At 59.8% G+C, this 24,161-nt stretch carries 21 protein-coding genes; 11 read left to right on the forward strand and 10 right to left on the reverse strand.

What is annotated here, in order from left to right:
• The first annotated feature begins 146 nt into the window (after positions 1-146).
• The 4 genes from PY649_RS01265 (at position 147) to PY649_RS01280 (ending at position 5,175) form a co-directional block, all read left to right on the forward strand.
• Positions 147-1,517, forward strand: coding sequence for a glutamine synthetase family protein (locus PY649_RS01265; protein ID WP_285866271.1), 1,371 nt, complete (start codon positions 147-149; stop codon positions 1,515-1,517).
• Positions 1,518-1,681: 164 nt separating this feature from the next.
• Positions 1,682-3,067 (forward strand): aldehyde dehydrogenase family protein, encoded by a 1,386-nt coding sequence (locus PY649_RS01270; RefSeq protein ID WP_285866272.1) that lies wholly within the window; start codon positions 1,682-1,684, stop codon positions 3,065-3,067.
• Positions 3,064-4,212 carry an iron-containing alcohol dehydrogenase gene (locus PY649_RS01275; RefSeq protein ID WP_285866273.1) on the forward strand — a complete coding sequence of 383 codons (1,149 nt, stop codon included), beginning with the start codon at positions 3,064-3,066 and terminating at the stop codon, positions 4,210-4,212. Before PY649_RS01270 ends, PY649_RS01275 begins: the two co-directional genes overlap by 4 nt.
• 249 nt (positions 4,213-4,461) lie before the next feature.
• Positions 4,462-5,175, forward strand: a complete 714-nt coding sequence (locus PY649_RS01280) for a ParA family protein (RefSeq protein WP_285866274.1) — start codon at positions 4,462-4,464, stop codon at positions 5,173-5,175.
• Between the two features lie 70 nt (positions 5,176-5,245).
• Here the strand turns inward: PY649_RS01280 and PY649_RS01285 are convergent, their stop codons facing one another.
• On the reverse strand, positions 5,246-6,718 hold the full coding sequence (locus PY649_RS01285) for a L,D-transpeptidase (RefSeq protein WP_285866275.1): 1,473 nt from the start codon (positions 6,716-6,718) through the stop codon (positions 5,246-5,248).
• A 229-nt stretch (positions 6,719-6,947) separates the two neighbouring features.
• On the opposite strand from PY649_RS01285, the gene PY649_RS01290 reads away from it, so the two are divergent.
• From PY649_RS01290 to PY649_RS01300, 3 genes are all read left to right on the forward strand, one after another.
• Positions 6,948-7,787 carry a DUF4432 family protein gene (locus PY649_RS01290; RefSeq protein WP_285866277.1) on the forward strand — a complete coding sequence of 280 codons (840 nt, stop codon included), beginning with the start codon at positions 6,948-6,950 and terminating at the stop codon, positions 7,785-7,787.
• A 72-nt stretch (positions 7,788-7,859) separates the two neighbouring features.
• Entirely contained in the window at positions 7,860-8,198 is a 339-nt protein-coding gene (locus PY649_RS01295; protein ID WP_285866278.1) for a protein tyrosine phosphatase family protein, read from the forward strand.
• Positions 8,199-8,292: 94 nt separating this feature from the next.
• Positions 8,293-8,637: a RidA family protein gene (locus PY649_RS01300; RefSeq protein ID WP_285866279.1), complete on the forward strand. Its 345-nt coding sequence runs from the start codon at positions 8,293-8,295 to the stop codon at positions 8,635-8,637.
• A 44-nt stretch (positions 8,638-8,681) separates the two neighbouring features.
• Here PY649_RS01300 and PY649_RS01305 read toward each other — a convergent pair whose 3' ends face one another.
• Genes PY649_RS01305 through PY649_RS01320 form a run of 4 tightly spaced genes read right to left on the reverse strand, consistent with a single transcriptional unit; the run spans position 8,682 to position 13,469 of the window.
• Positions 8,682-10,340, reverse strand: coding sequence for a thiamine pyrophosphate-binding protein (locus tag PY649_RS01305; RefSeq protein WP_285866280.1), 1,659 nt, complete (start codon positions 10,338-10,340; stop codon positions 8,682-8,684).
• Positions 10,337-11,539: a succinate--glutarate CoA-transferase gene (gene caiB / locus PY649_RS01310; protein WP_285866281.1), complete on the reverse strand. Its 1,203-nt coding sequence runs from the start codon at positions 11,537-11,539 to the stop codon at positions 10,337-10,339. Before caiB ends, PY649_RS01305 begins: the two co-directional genes overlap by 4 nt.
• Before the next feature lie 18 nt (positions 11,540-11,557).
• On the reverse strand, positions 11,558-12,517 hold the full coding sequence (locus tag PY649_RS01315; RefSeq protein ID WP_285866282.1) for a DMT family transporter: 960 nt from the start codon (positions 12,515-12,517) through the stop codon (positions 11,558-11,560).
• Between the two features lie 19 nt (positions 12,518-12,536).
• Complete coding sequence (locus PY649_RS01320; protein WP_285866283.1) at positions 12,537-13,469, reverse strand: alpha/beta fold hydrolase; 933 nt, start codon at positions 13,467-13,469, stop codon at positions 12,537-12,539.
• Positions 13,470-13,635: 166 nt separating this feature from the next.
• On the opposite strand from PY649_RS01320, the gene PY649_RS01325 reads away from it, so the two are divergent.
• From PY649_RS01325 to metF, 4 genes are all read left to right on the forward strand, one after another.
• A complete protein-coding gene (locus PY649_RS01325) occupies positions 13,636-14,385 on the forward strand; it encodes a ribonuclease T2 family protein (protein ID WP_285866284.1) in 750 nt (249 codons plus the stop codon).
• Between the two features lie 117 nt (positions 14,386-14,502).
• Entirely contained in the window at positions 14,503-16,152 is a 1,650-nt protein-coding gene (ettA, locus tag PY649_RS01330) for an energy-dependent translational throttle protein EttA (protein WP_285866285.1), read from the forward strand.
• Positions 16,153-16,344: 192 nt separating this feature from the next.
• Positions 16,345-17,370, forward strand: a complete 1,026-nt coding sequence (locus PY649_RS01335) for an ArsR/SmtB family transcription factor (protein ID WP_285866286.1) — start codon at positions 16,345-16,347, stop codon at positions 17,368-17,370.
• 1 nt (position 17,371) lies between these two features.
• Positions 17,372-18,274: a methylenetetrahydrofolate reductase [NAD(P)H] gene (gene metF, locus PY649_RS01340; protein WP_285866287.1), complete on the forward strand. Its 903-nt coding sequence runs from the start codon at positions 17,372-17,374 to the stop codon at positions 18,272-18,274.
• Between the two features lie 464 nt (positions 18,275-18,738).
• Here the strand turns inward: metF and PY649_RS01345 are convergent, their stop codons facing one another.
• From PY649_RS01345 to PY649_RS01365, 5 genes are all read right to left on the reverse strand, one after another.
• Entirely contained in the window at positions 18,739-19,683 is a 945-nt protein-coding gene (locus PY649_RS01345; protein WP_285866288.1) for a DMT family transporter, read from the reverse strand.
• Between the two features lie 149 nt (positions 19,684-19,832).
• Entirely contained in the window at positions 19,833-21,077 is a 1,245-nt protein-coding gene (locus tag PY649_RS01350; RefSeq protein WP_285866289.1) for a lytic murein transglycosylase, read from the reverse strand.
• A 79-nt stretch (positions 21,078-21,156) separates the two neighbouring features.
• Positions 21,157-21,948 carry a glycoside hydrolase family 25 protein gene (locus PY649_RS01355; RefSeq protein ID WP_285866290.1) on the reverse strand — a complete coding sequence of 264 codons (792 nt, stop codon included), beginning with the start codon at positions 21,946-21,948 and terminating at the stop codon, positions 21,157-21,159.
• Between the two features lie 216 nt (positions 21,949-22,164).
• Entirely contained in the window at positions 22,165-22,839 is a 675-nt protein-coding gene (locus PY649_RS01360; protein ID WP_432761309.1) for a class I SAM-dependent methyltransferase, read from the reverse strand.
• Positions 22,836-24,083 carry a BtaA family protein gene (locus PY649_RS01365; RefSeq protein ID WP_285866291.1) on the reverse strand — a complete coding sequence of 416 codons (1,248 nt, stop codon included), beginning with the start codon at positions 24,081-24,083 and terminating at the stop codon, positions 22,836-22,838. The genes PY649_RS01360 and PY649_RS01365 overlap by 4 nt, the downstream gene beginning before the upstream one ends.
• Positions 24,084-24,161 lie beyond the last annotated feature (78 nt).

Below are 24,161 nucleotides of genomic sequence, written 5' to 3' on the forward strand. Positions count from 1 at the left end.
TCGGAGCTGCATTTCTTAAACCGTGGGGCCGCCTGCGCGCGGCCCCTTCACCGGTATGAACGAAACGCACAGCGCCGGGTCGCATCCTGCCGCAAGCTGTCGTTTTGTTGTCCGAAGTCCCAATTCACTGTTCAGGCGGATCACTCATGAGCACCAGCTATACGTTCGACGACCTCAAACAGGATGTGGCCGAGGGGCGCATCGATACGGTTCTGGCATGTCAGGTTGACATGCAGGGTCGCCTGATGGGCAAGCGTTTCCAGGCGGAATTTTTCCTCGAGAGCGCTTGGAAGGAAACGCATAGCTGCAATTATCTCCAGGCGACCGACATCGAGATGGAAACCGTCTCAGGCTACAAGTCGACAAGCTGGGAGAAGGGCTATGGCGACTATACGATGAAGCCTGATCTTGCCACGCTTCGCCGTATTCCCTGGCTCGAAGGCACGGCGCTTGTTCTCTGCGACGTCCTCGACCATCACACGCATGAGGAGGTGGCGCATTCGCCGCGCGCCATCCTCAAGAAGCAGGTCAAGCGCTTGGAGGTCATGGGTCTCAAGGCGTACATGGCCTCGGAGCTCGAATTTTTCCTCTTCGATCAGAGCTATGACAGCGCGCGCGAGTCCGGCTACCGCCATCTGAAGCTCGCCAGCGGCTACAACGAGGATTACCACATCTTCCAGACCTCCAAGGAAGAAGAGGTCATGCGGGCGATCCGCACGGGGCTGCAAGGCGCCGGCATCCCGGTCGAAAATTCCAAGGGCGAGGCTTCCGCCGGCCAGGAAGAGATCAATGTCCGCTATGCCGACGCGCTGACCATGGCCGACCGCCACGCGATCATCAAGAACGGTTGCAAGGAAATCGCCTGGTCGAAGGGCAAGGCCATCACCTTCCTGGCGAAGTGGAGCTATAGCGCCGCCGGCAGTTCCTCGCATATCCACCAGTCGCTCTGGAGCCTCGACGGCAAGAGCTCGATGTTCTTCGAAGAGGGCGGCAAGTACGGCATGTCGCCGATGATGAAGCACTATGTCGCCGGCCTTCTGACCCATGCCAGCGAAATCACCTACTTCCTGGCGCCCTACATCAACTCCTATAAGCGCTTCATGGCCGGCACGTTCGCGCCGACCAAGGCGATCTGGAGCAAGGACAACCGCACGGCGGGTTATCGTCTTTGTGGCGAAGACACCAAGTCGATCCGAATCGAATGCCGCGTCGGCGGTTCCGATCTCAATCCCCATCTCGCCTTCGCGGCGCTGATTGCCGCCGGCCTCGACGGTATCGAGAACAAGCTTGAGCTGGAAGCGCCGTTCGTGGGGGATGCTTACGGCGCCCGTGAGGTTCGCGAAATTCCGCGCACCCTGCGCGATGCCACCACGGCCATGACCAATTCGAAGATGCTGCGCGCGGCTTTCGGCGACGACGTCATCGATCATTACACCCGCGCTGCCGACTGGGAGCAGGAAGAGTATGATCGCCGCGTTACCGATTGGGAAGTGGCGCGCGGATTCGAAAGGGCGTAAGGCTGGTTGCAATATGCTTCCTGCCAGGTTTTCATTCCATCGTCGGGCAGGAGCGGCGCTAGGATGTGCTGCGCATTCACCGAGTCGCTTCACGCGATCGAGCGGCGGCGGGCTGAGAAACATCCGGCGATCAAATTGGTGACTATAAAAACAGGATTTCGATCATGACCATGATCACATGCATATCCCCGGTGAACGGGGAGGTTTATGCGGAGCGTCCGGCGCTGTCGCTGGAGGCCGCAAAGGAAGCTGTCGCCCGTGCCCGCAAGGCGCAGAAGGATTGGGCGCGTCGCCCGCTGGAGGATCGCGTTCAGCTCGTTCTGAAGGGCGTTGCCCGGCTCAACGAAATGGCAGATGTCGTCGTGTCGGAGCTCGCCTGGCAGATGGGCCGCCCGATCAAATACGGCGGCGAATATAGGGGCTTCAACGAGCGCTCAAATTATGTGGCATCGATCGCAGCCGATGCATTGTCGCCGATGGTGGTGGAAGACAGCGCGAATTTCGCACGCCGCATCGAGCGCGAGCCGCACGGCGTTGTCTTCGTCATCGCGCCGTGGAACTATCCCTACATGACCGCGATCAACACGGTCGCTCCGGCATTGATGGCCGGAAATACCGTTATTCTGAAGCATGCCAGCCAGACGCTTCTGGTCGGTGAGCGGTTGGTCCAGGCCTTCGTCGAAGCCGGCGTTCCCGCCGACGTTTTCCAGAACATCTATCTCGACCACGAGACGACTTCGGTGCTGATCGCCGCCGGCAGCTTCAACTTCATCAACTTCACCGGATCCGTCGAAGGCGGGCGATCGATCGAACGCGCTGCCGCCGGCACCTTCACTAGTCTCGGCCTCGAACTTGGCGGCAAGGATCCGGGCTATGTCATGGAAGATGCCGACCTCGATGCTGCCGTCGACACATTGATGGATGGCGCCACCTATAATTCCGGCCAATGCTGCTGCGGCATCGAGCGGATCTATGTGCACGAATCGCTCTACGACGCCTTCGTCGAGAAGTCGGTAGCCTGGGTGTCGAACTACAAGCTCGGCAATCCGCTTGATCCGGACACCACACTTGGCCCGATGGCGAACAAGCGTTTCGCCAAGGTGGTGCGCGAGCAGATCGCTGACGCCGTTGCCAAGGGTGCCAAGGCGCTGGTCGACCCCAAGCTTTTCCCGGCTGATGACGGTGGCGCTTATCTCGCTCCACAGATCCTCGTCGATGTCGATCACTCGATGGCCTTCATGCGCGAGGAAACCTTCGGCCCGGCCGTTGGTATCATGAAGGTGAAGAGCGATGCCGAAGCGCTGGAATTGATGAACGACAGCCCCTATGGCCTGACGGCTTCGTTGTGGACCAGGGATGCCGAGCGCGCCTCGCGCATCGGCCGCGACATCGAAACCGGCACCGTCTTCATGAACCGCGCCGACTATCTCGACCCGGCGCTTTGCTGGACCGGCGTCAAGGAAACCGGTCGTGGCGGCTCGCTCTCGATCATCGGATTCCACAACCTGACGCGCCCGAAATCCTACCATTTGAAGAAGGTAACAGCATGAGCAATATCTCAGCCAATTGGAGCTATCCGAACGCCTTCAAGCTCGGCCGCGGCCGGATTACGGAACTGGCGGATGCCTGCAAGAGCCTGGGCATGAAGAAGCCGCTCCTGGTCACCGACCGGGGTCTCGCCTCGATGGCGATCACCAAGACGGCTCTGGATATTCTCGAAGACGCCGGCCTCGGTCGCTCCATCTTCGCCGATGTCGATCCGAATCCGAACGAGAAGAACCTCGATGCCGGCGTCAAGGCCTTCAAGGATGGTGGCCATGACGGCGTCGTCGCCTTTGGCGGCGGCTCGGGGCTCGATCTCGGAAAATGCGTTGCCTTCATGGCAGGCCAGACGCGGCCGGTCTGGGATTTCGAGGATATCGGCGATTGGTGGACCCGTGCCAATGTCGAGGGCATCGCCCCGATCGTCGCCGTGCCGACCACTGCCGGCACCGGCTCCGAAGTCGGCCGCGCCAGCGTCATCACCAATTCCGCAACGCATGTGAAGAAGATCATCTTCCATCCGAAGTTTTTGCCGGGCGTTGTCATCGCCGACCCGGAACTGACCGTCGGCATGCCGAAGATCATCACCGCCGGCACCGGAATGGATGCTTTCGCCCATTGCCTGGAAGCCTATTCGTCGCCCTTCTATCACCCGATGTCGGCCGGCATCGCGCTGGAAGGCATGCGGCTCGTCAAGGAATTCCTGCCGCGCGCCCATAGAGAAGGCACCGACCTCGAAGCTCGAGCCAACATGATGAGCGCCGCCGCCATGGGCGCCGTCGCCTTCCAGAAGGGACTTGGCGCCATTCACGCGCTGTCGCATCCGATCGGCGCCGTCTACAACACGCATCATGGTATGACCAACGCTGTCGTCATGCCGGCCGTCCTGCGCTTCAATCGCAAGGCCATCGAAGACAAGATCGCCCGTGCGGCTGCTTACCTCGGCATTGCCGGCGGTTTCGACGGTTTCTATGATTATGTGCTGAAGCTGCGGGCCGAACTCGGCGTGCCCGAAAACCTCTCGGCCATGGGCATTGCGCCCGATCGCATCGATGAGCTCTCAGCCATGGCGATCGAAGATCCGAGCGCCGGCGGCAATCCCGTGCCAATGACGCTGGAAAACACCAAAGCGCTGTTCCACGACTGCTTCTAGTCGCATCGCTCAGCTTTCGATCGTGCCGCGAGACGATTGCGGCACGATTTTTTGTGCCTATCTGCCAGGTCGGCGGCAGAAATCTTGGCGCTGCACTTTGGTTTCGCCGACGCAACACCGCGCTGTCGGCAAGGAGCCATTAAGGCTTTGTTAACCATATCTCGAAACAATGCGTTAACTGCACCGATGACTCAGATGGTGCGGAAAAGAGCGATGTTCGTGCTCGCCGCCATCTGCCGGAGACCGACAATGCCAGTTATCACATTTGCGAATACGAAGGGTGGGGCGGGAAAGACGACGGCGGTTCTGTTGTTGTCCACGGAGCTGGCACGGCGCGGCTATCGCGTCACTATTCTCGACGCTGATCCGCAGCACTGGATTTCGCACTGGTACGAAATCTCAGGCCATGTGCCTAACATCTCGGTCATCGACTTCGTGACCAGCGCATCCTTGCCCGTGCATCTTTCCGAGAACGGTGAGACGGACTATTTCATCCTCGACCTGCCGGGCGCTCGCACGCCGCTGCTGGCAACGGCGCTCGGTCTCTCAGATCATGTGCTTATTCCGATCCAAGGCTGCGCGATGGATGCGCGAGGCGGGGCCCAGGTGCTGGAGCTGCTGCAATATCTCGGACAGCGGGCCGGCATTCACATCAATCACTCGGTCGTCCTGACCCGCGTCAACTCGATGGTGACGACCAGAGCACTGCAGACGGTAAAAGCGCTATTGTCCGAGCGGAGTGTCACGGTTCTCGAAACGCCGATCATCGAACGCTCGGCCTTCCGCGATATTTTCGACTGTGGCGGTACGCTCTACACGATGGACCCAGCCCGGGTCAGCAATCTCGACAAGGCCCAGGAAAATGCCCGCGCCTTTGCCGAGGAAATGATGCGGCTGTTGCCGGCACGGCTGACGGCTTCAGCTCGCGGCGATGGCCAAGAGGCGATCCGCACTGCGGCCTGACGAATTTTCACAATAGAAAAAGGCCGCTGGATCGCTCATCCGGCGGCCTTGTCATTTGTGCCAAGTGCGATCAATCGACGAATTCGACGACTACGCCGGGTTTGACCATCTTGGCGAGTTCCGTCGCATCCCAGTTGGTCAGGCGCACACAGCCGTGGCTCTGCGACTTGCCGATCTTCGAAGGATCTGGTGTCCCGTGGATGCCGTAGGTCGGCTTCGATAGCGCCATCCAGACAACACCGACCGGGCCGTTGGGGCCGGGCGGAATGTCGAGGATCTTGTCGTTGGCCCCCTGCTTGAAGTTGATCTTCGGATTGTATGTGTAGCCGGGATTGAAGGCGACGCGTTCGACTGTCACCGTGCCGGAGGGCGACGGCGTGTCGGTCGAGCCGATGCTCGCGGGGTAGGCGGCAATCAGGGCGCCGCTGGCATCATAGGCGAAAACCTGCTTGCGTCCCTTGTCGGCGAGAATTTTTGCGACGGTGCCGGTTTTGCCGGGACCGGTATTGACCACTTTGATCGTGCTGCCGGGAACTGTGAAGTCGACGCCGGGATTGAGTTCTTTCAGATAGCCTTCGTCCATATGGAAGCGTTCGGCCAACATTTCCGTGGTCGACGTGTAGCCGAGCGAAGGCATCTGCGCCTTTGCGGCATAATCTTCAGGGATCGACGCTACATAGGGACCGGCGGCATCGGCAGGCGTGATCGTGTAGTTGACGATCGGCATGCCGCCTGACAGTCGCAGTTGCTCCAGGATCGAATCCGTGTCGTTCGGGTTCAGCGTTTGGCCCGTCATCTGCTGGTAGGCGTAGATCGCCTTGGTGACATTGGCACCCATGCGGCCATCGATCGCGCCCGGCGAAATGCCCTGGCGGGAGAGGAAGACCTCAAGCGCCGTGATCTCCAGTTTCGACTTGCCTTTCAGCGTGATGACGGGCTCGGCCGGCGGCTTGCGCTCGATACCGGGCGTCTGCTCCTGGGGATCGATCGATGCGTAGTCGTTGCCGCTCGGATTGGGTTGGGACTGGCCATTCATGTCCGGCAGCGACTGGTTGTCGAGAGGCTCGCGCTGCATATCACCATCGCGCGGGATGCCGCTGGTGATGACGCCGCGGTCCTGTTGGCCATCGCCGTTGTCGACATAGCCACCGTCATTTCCATAGTCACCGCCGCGATATTGGCGATAGTCGCGGTAGCCGCCATTGTCGGAAAGCTGCGTGTCGCCATACCGGTTACCGTCGCCATTGCCGTTGTCATTGTAGACGTTGCGGCCGGGGGCGCGCGGAAAATAGGTGCTTGCGCGCATCTCGGTTGCAAGGACATTGCCGTAGCGGTCGATCAATACGCGATGGCCACGCCCGTCGCGCGCGACGGTCACGACGCTTTGGTCCGGATATTGATCGAGGATTCGTCCGTCGGGGGTGACCAGAATGATGTCGTTGTTCCCGTTGCGGTAGTATTGTGCCTGCGCATCAGTCAATGCGAGAGCAGATGCCGTGGCCGCAAAGGCCAGTGTAAGGCTTAGTTTCAGGAACCGGTTCACGTCTGTGGAATCCCTCGGGTGATGGCTGAGCCGACACACACATGGCAATTTTGACGCCAGTATGGAATTAAAGATTATCATGCTGAATAAAAGATAAAATTTTGTGTGATCAAGGCGCGAAGTTAACGTTCGATAAGAGAAACCACCATTAATTTTCGTCCTGTCCCATTTTGAAACCATTTCGATGACGGACGGCCGATCGAGAGCCAACCAGGGAGGATTGCAGAAGATGATGGATTTTGCCGCGGCCAAGGGACCGAAACTGACATTGGATGAAAGTTCTGTGCTGGATATCGGCGCCTGTATCGTCGACGGCAACAATCTTGCGCCAGGACGCGCTATCCCGGACGACGGCGACCCGCGCATCGATCATTCGCTGGAAGGCTTCCTCTTCACCTGCGGCCCGGATCATATCCGCCATCCGCAACCGATGTCGGGCGCTTTCGAGGGCAGGCGCTATCCGCTGCACGGTTCTTTCTCCTCGCATCCGGCCAAAATCCTGTGGACTCGGTTCGAGGACGGCAATGCCGAGTGCCGTGCCGATATCGATGTCGTCACCGCCGAACGCCACACGGCACGGCTGGAGCGCCATTGGCGCATCGACGGCACGACAGGCGAGGTTTCGCTCACGGACCGTGTCGTCAATACCAGCGTCGAGGCTATGCCGGTCTTCCTGATGTATCACATGAATGTCGGCGCCAAATGGTTCGATGACGGAGTGCGCCTCTCCGGCCAGATGCTGGAGAACGGCGGTTTTCCCTGGACCTTCGGTGAGGAATTGGGCGGTCTTTTCTGCGTGCCGGCGACGGCGAAGGGTGAGGATTGGTCGGAAGTGCGCCTCGGGCCGATCGCTGCCATCGGCGGCAAATCCCTGCGGGTCCGCTTCGGCACGGATACGTTGCCGTTCCTGCAGGTCTGGCGCAATCAGCGCGCGCCGGCCCATATCCTCGGCATCGAACCCGTCTCGCACCGCTTGGCAGCACGCGGCGAACTGGAGGAGGCGGGCGAATTCAATATTCTTCAGCCCGGCGAAGCCAGGAGTTTCGCACTCAACTTTGCCTTCGCCTGAAGGTCTGAGCGGTTGACGCTTGCTTTGTGGCGGCGTAGACCATGGCCCTCGGTTTCAAAGAGGAAATGAACCATGGATATCCGCCAGATCGATGACGAATACTCGGTTTCCGGCCAGATCACCCTGGAGGATCTCGATCAGATCAAGGCCATGGGTTTCAACTCGATCGTTTGCCACCGCCCGGACAACGAGAGCCCGGATCAGACGCCGTTTTCAGTCATAGCAGCCCGTGCCAAGGAACTCGGTCTCGAAATCGCGCATGTGCCCGTTGGGCCGATGGGCGTGACCGAAGAGGCCGTGGAAGGCATGGTCGATGCGCTCGACGAATTCCCGCGGCCGATGCTCGGCTATTGCCGCTCCGGTGCGCGCTCGACCGCGATCTATCAGAAGACCCATCATATCCGCGGCTAAGTCACCGCGTTCCGAACATGCGAGAGATTAAGGGCGTTGCTGATGAGCAGCGCCCGGTTTGTTACCCGTCACCGGACAACATCAGGAGAGAACCATGAGCATCAAGCGTATCGACGTCGGAGCCCGTATGAGCGGCGCTGTCATTCACGGCAACACCGTCTACCTCGCCGGCCAGGTTGGTGAAGGCGAAAGCGTCACCGACCAGTGCAAGTCGGCACTCGGCGAAGTCGATCGCCTGCTGGCTGCCGCCGGCAGCAACAAGTCGAAGATCCTGCAGACGCTGATTTATCTCTCCGACATTTCCTATTTCGCGGAAATGAACGCCGCCTGGGAAGCCTGGGTCGATCCTGCCAACACGCCGGCCCGCGCCACCAGCGAAGCCAAGCTCGCTGCACCGAAGTACAAGGTCGAGTTCATCGTCACCGCCGCGATCGACTGATCTGAGATTCGGTGAATTTTTTGAAAAGGCCGGTGAGCTTGCGCTCACCGGCTTTTTGATTGTGAAATTTCCGTCAAAGTGCGCGACGGCGTGATCGCCTCGGGATCGAGTACGACCTCGATGATTGCCGGCTTGCCGCTGGCACGTGCGCGTTCAAAGGCCGGGCCGAATTCCTCGGTGGTCTTCACCGTTTCGCCGTGGCCGCCGTAAGCCCGGGCGAAGGCGGCAAAATCCGGGTTGCTCAAGGCTGTAGCGCTGACGCGGCCGGGGTATTCCCGCTCCTGATGCATGCGGATGGTGCCATACATGCCGTTGTTGATGACAAGGGCGATCAAGGGCAGGTGATATTGCACGGCAGTCGCGAACTCCTGGCCGTGCATCATGAAGCAGCCATCGCCGGCAAAGCAGATCACTTCGCGCTCAGGAAAGAGCTGTTTGGCGGCGACAGCCGCAGGCAAGCCGTAGCCCATCGAACCGGAGGCCGGTGCGGCCTGGGTGTTGAAACGGCGGAAACGATGGAAGCGGTGCAGCCAGGTGGCATAGTTGCCGGCGCCGTTGGTGAAGATGGCGTCGGGCACAGTGTTAGCCTCGATCCAATCCATGATCCGGCCCATATGCACGTCGCCGGGACTTTTTTCCGGCGTTTTCGACCAGGCGAGATAGGCGGCATGCATGCGCTCCGTCTGCTCTGCCCAACGCGGTTCTGCTGGAGCTTCCAGATCGGCTAATGCAGCCACGAAATCGGAGGGACTGGCGCAGATCGCCAGATCCGGCCGGTAGACGCGGCCGAGCTCGGATGGATCGGGATGAATATGAATAAGCTGCTGCTGCGGATAGGGGATGTCCATCAGCGTATAGCTGGAGGATGGCATTTCCGAGAAACGGCCGCCCAGCAGGATCAGCAGATCGGCTTCCTTGATCTCCTTTGCCAGGGCTGGATTGATGCCAATACCGACATCGCCGGCGTAATTCGGGTGTAGATGATCGAACAGCATCTGCCGGCGGAAGGAACAGCCGATCGGCAGCTTGAAGCGTTCAGCGAAGCTTCTGAGATCCGCCACCGCATCCTCGTCCCAGCGCGTGCCGCCGACGATGACCATTGGCCGTTCGGCCTCGATCAGCCGCAGATAGAGATCGTCGATCTGGCTGCGGCCGGGATGGGCCGCGACCGGCATATAGCGCTTGGCATTGGGGGCTTCGACCTCGTCGCGCAGCATGTCTTCAGGCAGGGTCAGCACGACCGGACCGGGCCGGCCCGATGTCGCAACGGCGAAGGCGCGGGTGACGAATTCCGGAATACGGGCAGCATCGTCGATCTCGCCGACCCATTTGGCAAATTCGGTGAAGGCACGCCGGAATTCCACCTCCTGAAAGGCCTCGCGCTCGCGCGCATCGCGCTGGACCTGACCGATGAACAGGATCATCGGGATCGAATCCTGTCGCGCAATATGCAGGCCTGCGGAGGCATTGGTCGCGCCCGGACCGCGGGTGACCATGCATATGCCGGGTTCGCCCGTCAAACGGCCCCAGGCGTCCGCCATCATCGCCGCGCCGCCCTCCTGCCGGCAGACGAGCACGTCGATGTCGCTGTCATGCAGCGCGTCCAGCACAGCGAGAAAGCTCTCGCCGGGAACGCAGGAAATACGCCGGACGCCGTTTGCCTTCAGGGCTTCGACGATGAGCTGGCCGCCGGTATGCTTCATTTTTTTGCCTCTCCCTCCAGTTCCGCCAATTCGGCCAGAACCTCCTCCTGATGTTCGCCAAGACGCGGGCTCGGCCGCGTATAGGTCAACGGCGTTTCCGACAAGACGACCGGCGTCCGCACGCTCGGGATGACCGTGCCGGCAGCATCTTCGAGATCGATCCGCAGACTGCGAGCCCGGATCTGCGGATCGGCGAACATGTCTTCGATCGTATTGATGGCCCCCGCTGGCACCGCATTGTCCTCACAGGCTTTCAGCAGATCCGCTTTCTTCCATGAAAGCGTTTTCGCCGAGATGAAAGCGCGGACGTCGTCGCGATGGGTGACGCGGGTCTTGTTGGTCGCATAGCGCTCATCATTTGCCTGCATCTCGGTGCCGAGGATCGCGCAGAGGCGACGGAACTGCCCGTCATTGCCGACAGCAAGGATCAGATAGCCATCGGCCGTCGGCACGACCTCATAGGGCGAGATATTGGGGTGGGCATTGCCAAGCCGCGTCGGGGCCTTGCCGGAGATCAGGTAATTCATGTTCTGGTTGGCGAGTACGGCGGATTGCACGTCGAGCAGCGCCATGTCGACAAGCTGGCCTTCGCCGGTCTTTAGCGCGTGGATCAGGGCCGCTTCGATCGCGGAGACGGCATAGATGCCGGTGAAGATATCGGCGATCGCCACACCCGCCTTCATCGGTTGTCCGTCCGGCTCGCCCGTGATCGACATGAAGCCGGACATGCCCTGAACGATATAGTCATAGCCTGCGAGGCCCGCATAGGGACCGGTCTGGCCGAAGCCTGTGATAGAACAATAGACCAGTTTCGGATTGATCTTTTTGAGGCTCTCGTAGTCCAGCCCGTATTTGACCAGACCGCCGAGCTTGAAATTCTCGATCAACACGTCGGCGGTTGCGACCAACCGCTTAACAAGGGCCTGGCCCTCTTCGGTCTTGAGATCGGCGACAACGGAACGTTTGCCGCGATTGGCAGAGTGGTAATAGGCGGCCGAAAGGTTTTCCCCATCCTTGCCCTCGACGAAAGGCGGGCCCCAATGGCGAGTATCGTCGCCTCCGTCTGGGTTCTCGACCTTGATGACATCGGCGCCGAGATCAGCCAGCATCTGCCCTGCCCAGGGGCCGGCAAGAACGCGGGCTAGTTCGATGACGCGAATACCGGAAAGGGGTGGATTCTTGGTCTTGTTGTCGGTCATGTCGGTCCAGATGGGCGGCTACGGCGCGAAAGTGGTCTCAGATGTATCGGATACTGGCCTGGAAGCAAAGCGCCGCTCGCGCCAGAGAATATAGAGGCCCGAGGCCATGATGATGAAAATACCGACCCATTTGATCAGGCCTGGGAAGTTGTTGAAGACCAGCCAGCCGAAGATCGTCGCCGAGACGATCTCGAAATATTGCAGGGGCGCCAGCGTCGAGGCTGGTGCGGCGCGATAGGCATGGACTGTGAGGATGCCGGAGGCGGCGGCGGTGACGCCGACGCCCAGGAGATAGGCCATTGCGGTACCATCGGGGATGACGGAGGCGATGACCGGCGAGCCCGAGCCGTGACCGATCGCGAGCAGAACGAGGCAGATGGCCATGCCCCAGATACCGGTTTGGAACTGCATCGGCCAGGCGTCCTCGCTATGTGAGACAACGCGCGTAATCATCACATAGACGGCGACGCAGAGTGCGGTGACGATCGGAAGCAACGCCACGAAGCCGACTTCCTCGAAACTCGGCTGAATGATCAGCATCGCGCCGAAGAAGCCGACGGCGCAGGCCGTATAGCGTCGCCAACCGATCGTTTCCTTCAGGAAAATGCTACTAAGAATGGTCAGCATGATCGGCTCGACGAAGAAAATGGCGATGGCGTCGGCCACCTCCATGACCTGCAGCGTCGTGACGAAGGATACCATCGACAATGTGAGCACGCCGGCGCGAATGACATGCACCCCGCTGCGGCGCAGAGACCATCTGCCCCATTGGCCGCGCAGGGCCATCATCGGCAGCGCGAACAGCCACTGAAAGATGAAACGGGCGGCGGTGACTTCCGCCGGCGGAATGGTGGTCGCGGCAAGCTTCGAAAAGATGTCGACGATCGGTGACAGGGCGACCGACAGGAACATCATCAACAGGCCGAACGTCAGTTCCGACTGACGCAGACGGGGCAGGGAACTGCCGGTGACACTCATTCGAACATTCCTTTGGGAATCAGGCCCTTGCCGTCACTTGCTGACACCAGTCCGCAAAATCCGAAATGGCCGCGGCCGCGCCGATCTCGTTCAGCGTCTCATGCCGCATGTCCTGATAGATAGCCATGGTGATATGCGAGAATCCGGCCTTTTTCAAATGTTTTGACAGCCAGGAAATCGCTTTTCCATTGTTCGTCGCCGGGTCATGCCCGCCTCCGATGAGATGGATCGGCATGTCGCGCCGAAGCTGATCGAGGTGGGTCTTTTGTGGTGCACGGAAGGTCAGTTCGAAGATATCCAGCCATAGCGAGACCGAGGCATCGAAGCCGCAGAGCGGGTCGGCGATGTACTTATCCACCTCCTCGGGAATGCGCGACAGCCAATCGAATTCGGTGCGGCGGTTTGCGATCGACTGGCCCCAGGCACCAAAGGTCAACTTCGGCAGCAGCTCGCTCGGAACGTCCGAACCCTTCAGCATGCGTTCCGCTTTCAGGATGACCTGGGCAGCGCGCCCGGCGAGCCCCGGATTGAAGTTGGCGTTCCAGACAGTGACCGCGTCAAACTTGTTCGGATGCGCCACCGCCACGTTGAGGCTGATCAGACCGCCCATGGAATGGCCGAAGAGGACGACCGGCAAGCCGGGATGGGCGGTAGCGGCAAGCTCGCGCATGGCCAGCACATCGGCTATGACCTGCCCGACACCGTCTCGCCGGGCAAAGCGCCCGATAGGCGCGTCGGCCGCCACCGTCTCGCCGTGGCCGCGGTGATCGTGGGCGTAGATATGAAAGCCGCGCGCTGCCATCGCTTCGGCAAAACGTTCATAGCGACGGGAATGTTCGGCAAGGCCGTGGCTGATGAGAAGTGCGGCGCGCGCGCAGCGCAGCGCTGGCAAATGATGATAGGCGAGCGTCGCGCCCGTTGGGCTAACCAGATGCCTCGTTTCGGCAAACATGCGCGCTTCCTCCCCATTGGGACGAAAGGTCATTGCCGGTGGGATTGCAATGGAGGGCAGGTAAAGCTCACAGAAATAAATCTCGCTGGCGTCTGCGATTCAGGGTTGCGTCCCGCCAACCAAACTGCTTATTTGTTCTCATATTGTTCTGTTTTGGAGGCGTGGAATGAGGCATTGGCTTCAGGGATTTGCAGTTGCGGTTCTGGCTGCGGCGGTGATGGCGACGAGTGCGGTGGCGCAGGAAAATAGTCGGGGTCGAACACGGTTTATTCTGGCGGCAAGTTGGGAGCCTGCCTTCTGCGCGACAAACCAGAAGAAGGCAGAGTGCCGAAGCCAGTCGGCGAATGATTTTGACGCCAAGAACTTTTCGCTGCACGGTCTTTGGCCGATGCGGCAGGAATATTGCGATGTTTCCGACGATCTGAAGCAGTCCGATCGCAGCAGAGACTGGAAAGACCTGCCGGCTGTGCAGCTATCGGCGGAAACCAAGGCCGCACTGGACAAAGTCATGCCCGGTACGCAATCCGGTCTGGAGCGGCATGAATGGGTCAAACATGGCAGTTGCACGAAACTCAGCGCCGATGATTATTTCGGAGGTGCAGTGGGTTTGATCAATGAACTCAACGCTTCCGCCGTGCGTGATCTTTTCGCGCAGAATATCGGCAAGACGCTTGATGCCGAAACCATCAAGGCCGCTTTCGACAAGAGCTTCGGCGATGGCGCCAGCGATCGCGTGAAGATGAGCTGCCGCCAAGTCGGCAAGGTGCGCGTGATCTCGGAACTGACGATTGGCCTGTCGGAGGACGCCATCCAGCCGTCGCAAGGCGGCGAGCCGCGTCTCGAGCAATTGATCCAGGGCGCCGGCAGCACATCATTCGGCTGCGATCGAGGTGTAGTGGACGCGGCAGGTTTCTGACATCCCGCAACGACTGAGCACTATAAATGCCTTCGGACAAGGTTGCCCGAGGGCGGGGTTTCGCCTACATAGCGGCACAATTCGAAATGTTATCCGCCCCGTGGAGTAACCCAAGCTATGGCACGTCAGTTTATCTATCATATGGCCGGTCTGAATAAGGCCTATGGCGCCAAGAAGATTCTCGAAAATATTCATCTCTCTTTTTATCCCGACGCCAAGATCGGTATTCTCGGCCCGAACGGCGCCGGTAAGTCGACCGTTTTGCGCATCATGGCCGGCCTTGACAAGGAATATACCGGCGAGGCCTGGTTGGCCGAAGGGGCCACCATCGGCTATCTGCCGCAGGAGCCGCAACTCGATCCGGCAAAGACGGCTCTTGAAAACGTCATGGAAGGCGTGGCCAAGAAGACAGAGATCCTCAATCGCTACAACGAATTGATGATGAACTATTCCGACGAGACCGCGGAAGAGGGCGCCAAGCTCCAGGACATCATCGACAGCCAGAACCTCTGGGACCTCGAAAGCCAGGTGGAAATGGCGATGGACGCGCTTCGCTGCCCTCCGGGCGATGCCGACGTCACCAACCTCTCCGGTGGTGAGCGCCGCCGTCTGGCGCTCTGCAAGCTGCTTCTGTCGCAGCCGGATGTTTTGCTGCTCGACGAACCGACCAACCATCTCGATGCGGAAACCATCGCCTGGCTGGAAAAACACCTGCGTGCTTATCCGGGTGCCGTTCTGATGGTCACCCACGACCGCTACTTCCTTGACAACGTCACCGGCTGGATTCTCGAACTCGACCGCGGCCGTGGCATTCCCTACGAGGGCAATTACTCCGCCTATCTGCAGGCGAAGGCAAAGCGCATGCTGCAGGAAAACCGGGAAGAGGCGAGCCGTCAGAAGGCCCTTGCCCGCGAACAGGAATGGATCGCTTCCAGCCCGAAGGCGCGGCAGGCAAAATCCAAAGCCCGTATCCGCGCCTATGACGATTTGGTCAATGCCGCCGAAAATCAGCGTCCCGGCGACGCACAAATCATCATTCCGGTCGGCGAGCGTCTCGGCCAGGTGGTGATCGAGATGGAAGGCATCACAAAGGGATATGGCGATCGCGTCCTGATTGAGGACCTGTCGCTGAAGCTGCCGCCGGGCGGCATCGTCGGTGTCATCGGCCCGAACGGCGCCGGCAAGACGACGCTCTTCCGGATGATCACCGGCCAGGAAACGCCGGATAGCGGCTCCATCCGCATCGGCGACACGGTTCATCTCGGTTATGTCGACCAGAGCCGTGATGCGCTTGACGGCAACAAGACCGTCTGGGAGGAAATCTCCGGCGGTGCCGAAGTCATCAAGCTTGGCAAGTATGAAATGAATTCCCGAGCTTATTGCTCGACGTTCAATTTCAAGGGCGGAGACCAGCAGCAGAAGGTCGGTAATCTGTCCGGTGGTCAGCGCAACCGCGTGCACCTTGCCAAGATGCTGAAGGCCGGCGGCAACGTCCTGCTGCTCGACGAACCAACCAACGACCTCGACACAGAAACGCTCGGTGCGCTTGAAGTGGCGCTCGAAAACTTTGCGGGCTGCGCTGTGATCATCAGCCACGATCGCATGTTCCTCGACCGTCTGGCGACGCATATCCTCGCTTTCGAAGGCGACAGTCATGTCGAATGGTTCGAGGGCAACTTCGAAGATTACGAACAGGACAAGATGCGCCGCTTAGGCGTCGAAAGCATCAATCCGAGCCGCGTGACGTACAAGCGGCTGACGCGCTAAGCTCGTCTATTTCGGCTTATCGAGAACCCCGGCTCGTCCGGGGTTTTCTTTGTCCACGCATCGGAAGCGCATATTCCCGAGCCGACAGAAACTAACAGATTTCCGACGTTGAATTCTATTCAGAGCCGATTGGCTCTTGCAGATCGTGCGCAAATCACATAAAGATATCTTTATATCTTGATTGGGTGGTGGATGACGGATCTGGTGAAATTCGGTTTGGATGGTCTGGTGGATGTGCTGAAGGCGGCGGGCGAACCTACGCGGCTGCGGTTGCTGGCGCTTCTTGCTGCCGGCGATCTCACCGTCACCGATCTTACCGAAATCCTCGGCCAGTCGCAGCCCCGTATTTCGCGGCATCTGAAGCTGCTCGGAGAGGCCGGCCTGATTGACCGCTATCAAGAGGGCGCGTGGGCCTATTTCCGTCTGAAGCAGGAAGGCAAGGCAGTCATCCTTGTGCGCACGCTTCTGCGGCACGCGGCCGAAAATGATCCGATATTGTTGCGCGACGGCGAGCGGCTTGCCGCCGTCAAGCGCATTCGTGCCGAGCGGGCACAAGCCTATTTCAGCCGCAATGCGGCGGAATGGGACGAACTGCGCCGGCTGCATGTGGCCGATGAGGATGTCGACAAGGCGTTGATCGAATTGATAGGTCCGCAGCAGATCGACTCTTTCCTCGATCTCGGCACCGGTACAGGCCGGATGCTGCAATTGCTGGCGGGCCATTATCGCCGCGCAGTCGGCATCGATGCCAGCCGAGACATGCTGGCCGTGGCACGCGCCAATCTTGACCGATCGAATATTACCGCCGCTTCGGTGCGGCATGGCGACATCTTCAACCTGCCGCTCGAGGCGCAGGATTTCGACCTGATCACTATTCATCAGGTGCTGCATTTCCTCGACCAGCCGGAGATCGCCATCAATGAGGCGGCACGAATGCTCAGGCCCGGCGGTCGGCTGGTGATCATCGATCTCGCCCCGCATGGGCTGGAATATCTACGCGACGAACATGCGCATCTGAGACTCGGTTTCTCGCATCAGACCATATCGGAATGGTTGAAAATGGCGGGGCTCGATGTCGAGCAGGTGCTGGACCTTCATTCGGGGAGGGAAGGCGGTCAAGCGCTGACGGTCACGATCTGGCTGGCACGCGACCCGCGGCTGCTGATCGCCGCCGAGCAGGACCGTCAGTCGTCCCCAGTTCTTGCCGGGAGAGCTTGATATGTCTTCAAAGACTGAAAACGGCCAGCGTGGCATCCGCATTTCCTTCGAATTCTTCCCGCCGAAATCGGAAGAAGCCGAGACGCAATTGTGGAATACGGTTGCGGATCTGACCGAGTGGGACCCGGACTTTGTCTCGGTCACCTATGGCGCCGGTGGTTCGACCAAGGCACCGACATTGTCTGCTGTGCGCCGGATGGTACACGAGACGCCGTTCTCGACCGCTTCGCATCTGACGTGCGTGGGTGCAACGCGGGAGGAGACGCATCGCGTCATCGACGATTTCCTCGCCGCTGGCGTTCGCCGCTTTGTGGCGCTGCGTGGCGACCCGCCGGGCGGCGTCGGCTCTGCTTACCAGCCGCATCCCGGCGGCTATGCCAATGCCGCCGAGCTAGTGTCAGCATTGCGCGAACGCGGTGATTTCGACATTTCCGTCTCCGCCTATCCGGAGAAACATCCGGAGAGCCGTGATACCGCAGCGGATATCGATATGCTGAAGCGCAAGGCCGACAACGGCGCCGACAGGGCACTCACCCAGTTCTTCTTCGACAATAACGCCTTTGAACGCTATCACGACCGCGTTCGTGCCGCCGGCGTCAAGATCCCCGTTGTGCCGGGTATCATGCCGATCCAGAACCTGACGCAATTGAAGCGTTTTGCCGGCGCCTGCGGTACCAGCATTCCTTCCTGGCTGGACGAGCGTTTTGACGGCCTAGACCAGCAGCCTGATAAGCGGGCCAATATCGCCGCGGACGTTGCCGCGGAGCAGATCGAAGACCTGGTTCGTCGCGGCATCAATGAGTTTCATCTTTACACGATGAATCGCTCGCCGCTTGTCTCAGCCGTTCTCGAGCGGTTGGGCGTTCGGCGCAAGGCAGAGGCGCCCGCGGGCGCGGCTGCCTGACAGCATACAGGATGCCAATATGAAAAAGCGCATGTCGAATTTCGGCACGCGCTCTTTGAATGGAATAGGTTGTTTTGTTAGCTTTCAGGAGTACGGCTGCCTGCGATGTTCGTTATTTCGCTAGATGAAAAGCATCGTCAGCACGAATACGAACGCTGCACTGACCACTAGGACGTTGATGGATCGCGTCAATCCCATGTCTTCCTCCTCAGTCAACTGGTAAACTCTATGTCGAAAATGTGTCGCTTGGAAAGCGAATTCGATGCTGCGTCGCGGCATTCAACGCCGATCTTGAATCGTGATCGTCAAGCAAGCTATTGTTTTCATGTGGGAAATTTGAGTGGCGCGTCGCTCACGAAATTTAACGCATCGTTAATTTAGCCGTGGGCGAATTAAGGCGAATGTGTTCTGCCGAACCATGAATCGGTTAATTTGGACAGCGGTCCGGCAGACTGTTGTCCGAGCTATTGGCTGCCCGCCTCCGCGTTCGGTCGCATGCGCGCGTAGAGCCGCCCGTCGAGAATGAGCAGGCCGGCACCGATCAACAGCATGCCGACGATTTCGGTGATGCCCAATCTTTCGCCCAAGAAAAGAAAGCCGAGCAGGATGGCGCTCGGAGGAACGAGCAGAGTCACCAGCGAGGCGTTGGTGGCGCCGGCGAGTGCCATGATGCGGAAGTAGAGGATATAGGCGAAGGCGGTCGACAACAGCGCCATGCCGAGAATAGCGGCGAGGGCGCTGGCCGGCGGCGTTGTCAGGGTCCAGGGTTGGTCCAGCAAAAGAGACACCGGCAGTATGAGGGCGGCCGAACAAGTCAATTGACCTGCCGCAATAACGGGCGGCGCCATGCCTTTGAAGCGTTTGGCATAGATCGCGGCGAAGCCATAGGAGATCGCAGCGAGGACCGGCAGTAGCAGCGCCCAGAACGGAACCTCGGCTCCGCTCATCACGCTTGGCCCGAGCAGTACGATCGTGCCGACCAGCCCTGTCAGGCAACCGGCCAGTTTGGCGGAAGTCAGCCGCTCATCGATGGTGAAGTGGTTGCCGATCAACACGGTCCAGATCGGCGTTGTTGCATTCAGAATAGATGCGAGCCCCGCACCCATCTGTGTTTGGCCGACGAAGATCAGCGCATGCGGCACTGCGTTGTTGATGAGGCCCAACAACAGGAACTGCCGCCAATGCGTTCGCAGCAAATCATAGATCCCGAAACGGCCGGCGATATAGGCATGCAGCGCCATTGCCGCCAGCGACAAGCGGAGGAAGACCAGCGTGAAGGGTGGCACGTAGTGAACGGCGATACGGGCGAAGAAGAACGAGCCGCCCCAGATCAGGCCGAGCAATAGCAGCAGCCCCCAGGTCAATCCGTTCATGCCATTGGTGGTGTTCAACGTCTGCTCCTCCGCCATTTTAGTCTATCTTGACGAAAGGTATGGTAGCCGCCACCCGTTTCTTGCCGCCCCTAGATCAGATCCGGAAAATCACCAGATACCAATCTCGGCGCCACAAAATGAAAAAGGCGACCTAACGGCCGCCTTTCATAGCAGAGCAGCAGCGCTCAGAGCGCGTTCAACAGCGATTGCGTTGCCCAGCCATCGGCGGGAAGGCCCAGGCGAAACTGTTCCTTCTGGACGGCGACGCGCGTGCCGGAGCCGAGAATGCCGTCGATCTTGCCGACATCGTAGCCGCGTGCCACGAGTTTGGTCTGGAGCGCTTTCATATCGCCATCATTCAGGCCCGCTTCCGGTGTGCCCTTGCTATAGGTCGGAGCGCCGGCGAAGCGTGTGGCGAAATAGGCCGCAGACGTCGTGTAGATGAACGACTGGTTCCATCCGAGATAGGCGTTGTAGTTCGGATAGGTCAGGAAGGCAGGGCCCTTGCGGCCCTGCGGCAGGATGAGGGCGGCCGGAAGCGAACCGAAATTCGTGTTGCCGTCGCGCGGCTTGACGCCGAGCTGGAACCAATCGCCAGCCGTGAGTGTCCCGCCGATGCCGGATTTCTCCCAAGGCAGATTATCCGGCACCGTCACCTCCTGCAGCCAGGGCTGGCCGCGCTGGAAGCCGAGATGCTGGATGAATCTCGCCGTGGTCAGAATGACGTCGGGTGCGCTTGTCTTCAGATTGACATGACCGTCGCCATCACCATCGGTGCCGTAGGCAATGATATCGGGAGGCAGCATCTGCGTCTGGCCGATTTCGCCGGCCCATGCGCCTGTCGTTGTTGCCGGGTCAACATCGCCCCGCTGCACCAATTCGATCAGCGCGATCAGGCGCGGGCGGAAGAAGTCCGGACGACGGCAGTCATGTGCGAGGGTGACCAAGGCGTTGCGGGTGTTGAAATTGCCCTGAACGGCGCCGAAGTCGGTCTCCATGGCCCAGAAAGCGGTGATCACGCCGGGAGGGACGCCGTAGTCCTGCTCGGCCTTGGCGAAGACGTCGGCATACTGCTTCATCTTCTGGCGGCCGATGTCGAGGCGGGCCTGGCTGACAGTGCGCTGAGAGAACTCAAGGAAAGTCTGGCGGAAAACGCCCTGGCCGCGGTCCATGGAGAGAACCTTGGGGTCGATCTGCGCGCCGGCCAGCGTCTTGTCCGCGGCGGCCGCATCCGCGCCGGCGGCGATGGCTTCTGCCTTTACGCCAGCCAGGAAGGTGGAGAGGTCCCCGCCGCAAGCCACCTGTGGGGCACCGGTCCCACCGGCATTCGGCGCGGCGGCGGGGGTCGCGTTCTGCGCCATTGCCACGCTTGCCATGGCTGAAGCGAAGACCAGCGCGAGTGCGCTGCGTCGAATGGTATAGCGGTCCATGGGCGATCCTCTTTGCCGGTAGAATAGGGTCGCTTTCACAGAAGATTGTGACAGAAGCAAGAGAGAAGTTCAGGCAGTCTCAAGAATTTCCTTCCTTCTCTACTGCCGCCACCCAGTTGTGCCAATTCTGTTCGGAACCCGCAAAAACATTGATGTCCGTTGGTCCCTTGATGCCCGGGATCAGACCGGTCGACGTGTATTGCCAGAAGTCCCAGCTGCGATCGGCGTAGATCTCCTTGGGATGCTTTGCGACCGAGCGCACCCAGAACTTATAGTCCTTGAAGTATCCGACGAGGTTGTCGCGGTGGAAATCGACCGACGTATAAATGATCGGGCGCTTGCCGTAATATGCTTCGAGGCGGTCCATGAAGCGCTTGATTTCGGCGCGCACTGTCCCAGGCGCCGGTCTGGTGCGGCAGGTCGGCGAGTCAGGGTTCCATTCGACGTCGACAACAGGTGGAAGCGCCATGGCATCCTTCGGCACATTGTGGATGAACCAATCGGCCTGCTCGTCGGCGGTGGAGCAGAAATAGAAGAAATGATAGGGCGCGTGCAGAAGTCCTGCGGCGCTCGCTTCATTCCAATATTGGGCGAAGCGTGGATCGATCCTATCCTTGCCTTCGGTCGCCTTGATGAAGACGAAGGCGACACCGGAACTCTTCACCGACTGCCAGTTGATATCGCCCTGCCATTTCGAGATATCGATGCCGTGGATGGGATGGCGTTGGGGACGATCGCGGCCAAAGTCCTGCGGCTTCGTATCCTGGAAACGAGACTTCGGCACCGACGCAGTCTGGAAGCTGTCATAACCCAAGGTGCAGCTGTTGAGGAGAAAGGCGAGCGGCAGTAAGCATGACAGAAGCCTGCGCATGGATATCTCGTAATGGCGCGAGTAATCTAGCTGCCCCAAAGCTTGGCTTCCGTGATGTGTGGTCCCCAAAACCCAAAAGAGGCACGGACTCAGCTGTCATCAGCCGCCCTTGCCACTTTTTCACCATATCAACGTAAAAAATGTGTTATCTTCAAGTAAATTCTTATACTTGGAATGCGGTTTGAGCGGATTTGATGTCGAATTCCACTCTTTTCGCTAGGCGGCCGGGCTAACGACGACGGCTCTCCATGCGTAACCCCGTCCGATTTCTTCGAACATCAGCTTCGCGCCGCGCGCCTGAATCCGATCTTCCAGCACGGCGCGGAGGTCGGCTCGGGGCGTGACGTGGAACTTCTTCAGCCAGCCCTTCAGCATGGAGCGGAACCAGCCAGGCAGGCGCTCCTGCTGGCCGAAATCGACGATGTGCAGTTCGCCGCCGGGGATAACCGCATCGAGAGAGGCATCGATTGCGCTCTTCCAATCCGGGATCATCGAGAGAGCGTAAGAGATCATGACGCGGTCGAAACCAGCGACACCGAATTCGGCAGCCGAGAAGGCGGTGGCGTCGGCGACACGAAAGTCCGGCGTCTGCTTCAGGCCGCGAAAATTATTGCGGGCCGAGATCAGCATTTCCTGGGAGATGTCGAGGCCATAAAGCTTGGCCGACGGAAAGCGGCGATGCGCCAGCAACATGTTGCGGCCGGTGCCGCAACCCACTTCCAGCAGGGTGCCACCGAAAGGCACGTTGAGGTGCGCGATGGTACGGTCACGGCCGAAAAGGTAGTATTTACGGGTCAAGTCGTAGATGTGCCGCTGGTAGCGGTACATGCCGTCCATCAGTCCGGCATGGCTCTTGGAGCTTGTCTGAAGACCTGTGTCCGCCCGGCTCACGCTTTTTTCCCGTAGATGTGGAAGCCGCCGTAAATCGCCGAGCGGTCGCGGACGTTAAGCTCTTGCGAGCGCTCTTCGAAATAGACCCACTGGTCGCGAATGGCGGGGGAGAGACGACCTTCGATGATGCTCTTTTCGGCGGCGGTGCGGAAAATGACGCGGGCACCTTCGCGGGCCGTGCGGGTGATTTCCGCCCAGAGCTGGTTGAGCTGCTCGTCGTTCATCCAATCCTGCGCATCGAGCAGGATATAGCGGTCGCGCGAAGCGGCCGGCTTGGAAGCCAAGAGCTCGGTGAAATTGGCGTGATGGACGTCGACGCGGTCGGCATTGGCGCGAATGGCGGCGTAGTGCTCGGGCCTCAGATAGGTCGGCAGCGGACCCTGATGCTGGGCGGCATAGCGCCGTGCGAAGGCCTGCCAGGCAAAATAGTTGTCGCGCATCGGGAAGTGGCACGACAGCTTTTCCAGACGATGCTTCAAAACACCCGAGATGGAATCATCACCGGCGAGGCTCGCAAGTTCGTCATATTGTTGCGGTGGAATGCCGAGGCCGAAAAGCGAACTCTTGCGACCGAGCAGCCAGCGCACCATCGGCTTGTCGAAGATCGGCGCGATCTCGTTGTCGAAAAACTGCCGTTGTTCGCGGACCGTGCGCGCTTCCGTCATCTTGGCGAGACGGACGCCATGCAGGCGCGCCAGCACGTGGGCGGCGCCGATGAAGCGCCCGAGCAGGCCCGTCTTGTAGATGTTGCGGTTGAACACGGTAACGCGGCGGCGGCCATACATATCGCGGCCGCCCCAATAGGCAGCCGTTGCCGGATCCAGCCGCGGCGCAATGAACTGGTCATAGGCCTGGCTGTTGGCGCTGAGGCCGGGCGTGCCGAAGAACCGCACCAGATCGGCGTGAGCCGGCAGCAGCCGGAAGGCGGCGAGCTTGAGCTTGTTCAGCGCGATGTGGTGGCGATTGAGGTCGACGACATCGATCGAAGCCGGGCTCTGCGAGAGGTAGGCGAGCATGTTGCAGCCGCCGGAGCCGATGGTGACGAGACGGTGATGGGGCTGAAGCTCCATCGCCTCCATGTCGATATCCGGATCCTCCCAGATCTGCGGATAGACAAGGCCGGAAAACAGCATGCCGAACAGACGCTCGGAAAAGCCGGCTTTCGACAGGGCCTTGTGTTGCAGAACAGCTTCCTTGACTTTCCGGTTCTTGCGGAGACCGGCATCCGGGGCGAATTCCGTCATCTGAGTCTTGTCACCAATTTGTCAGGTTCAGGGCGTGTAACTCGGCAATGCTACAGTCTGATGACGTGGGCTGTTGGT

This window comes from Rhizobium mayense, from assembly GCF_030272705.1.
GTDB classification, from domain to species: domain Bacteria; phylum Pseudomonadota; class Alphaproteobacteria; order Rhizobiales; family Rhizobiaceae; genus Rhizobium; species Rhizobium mayense.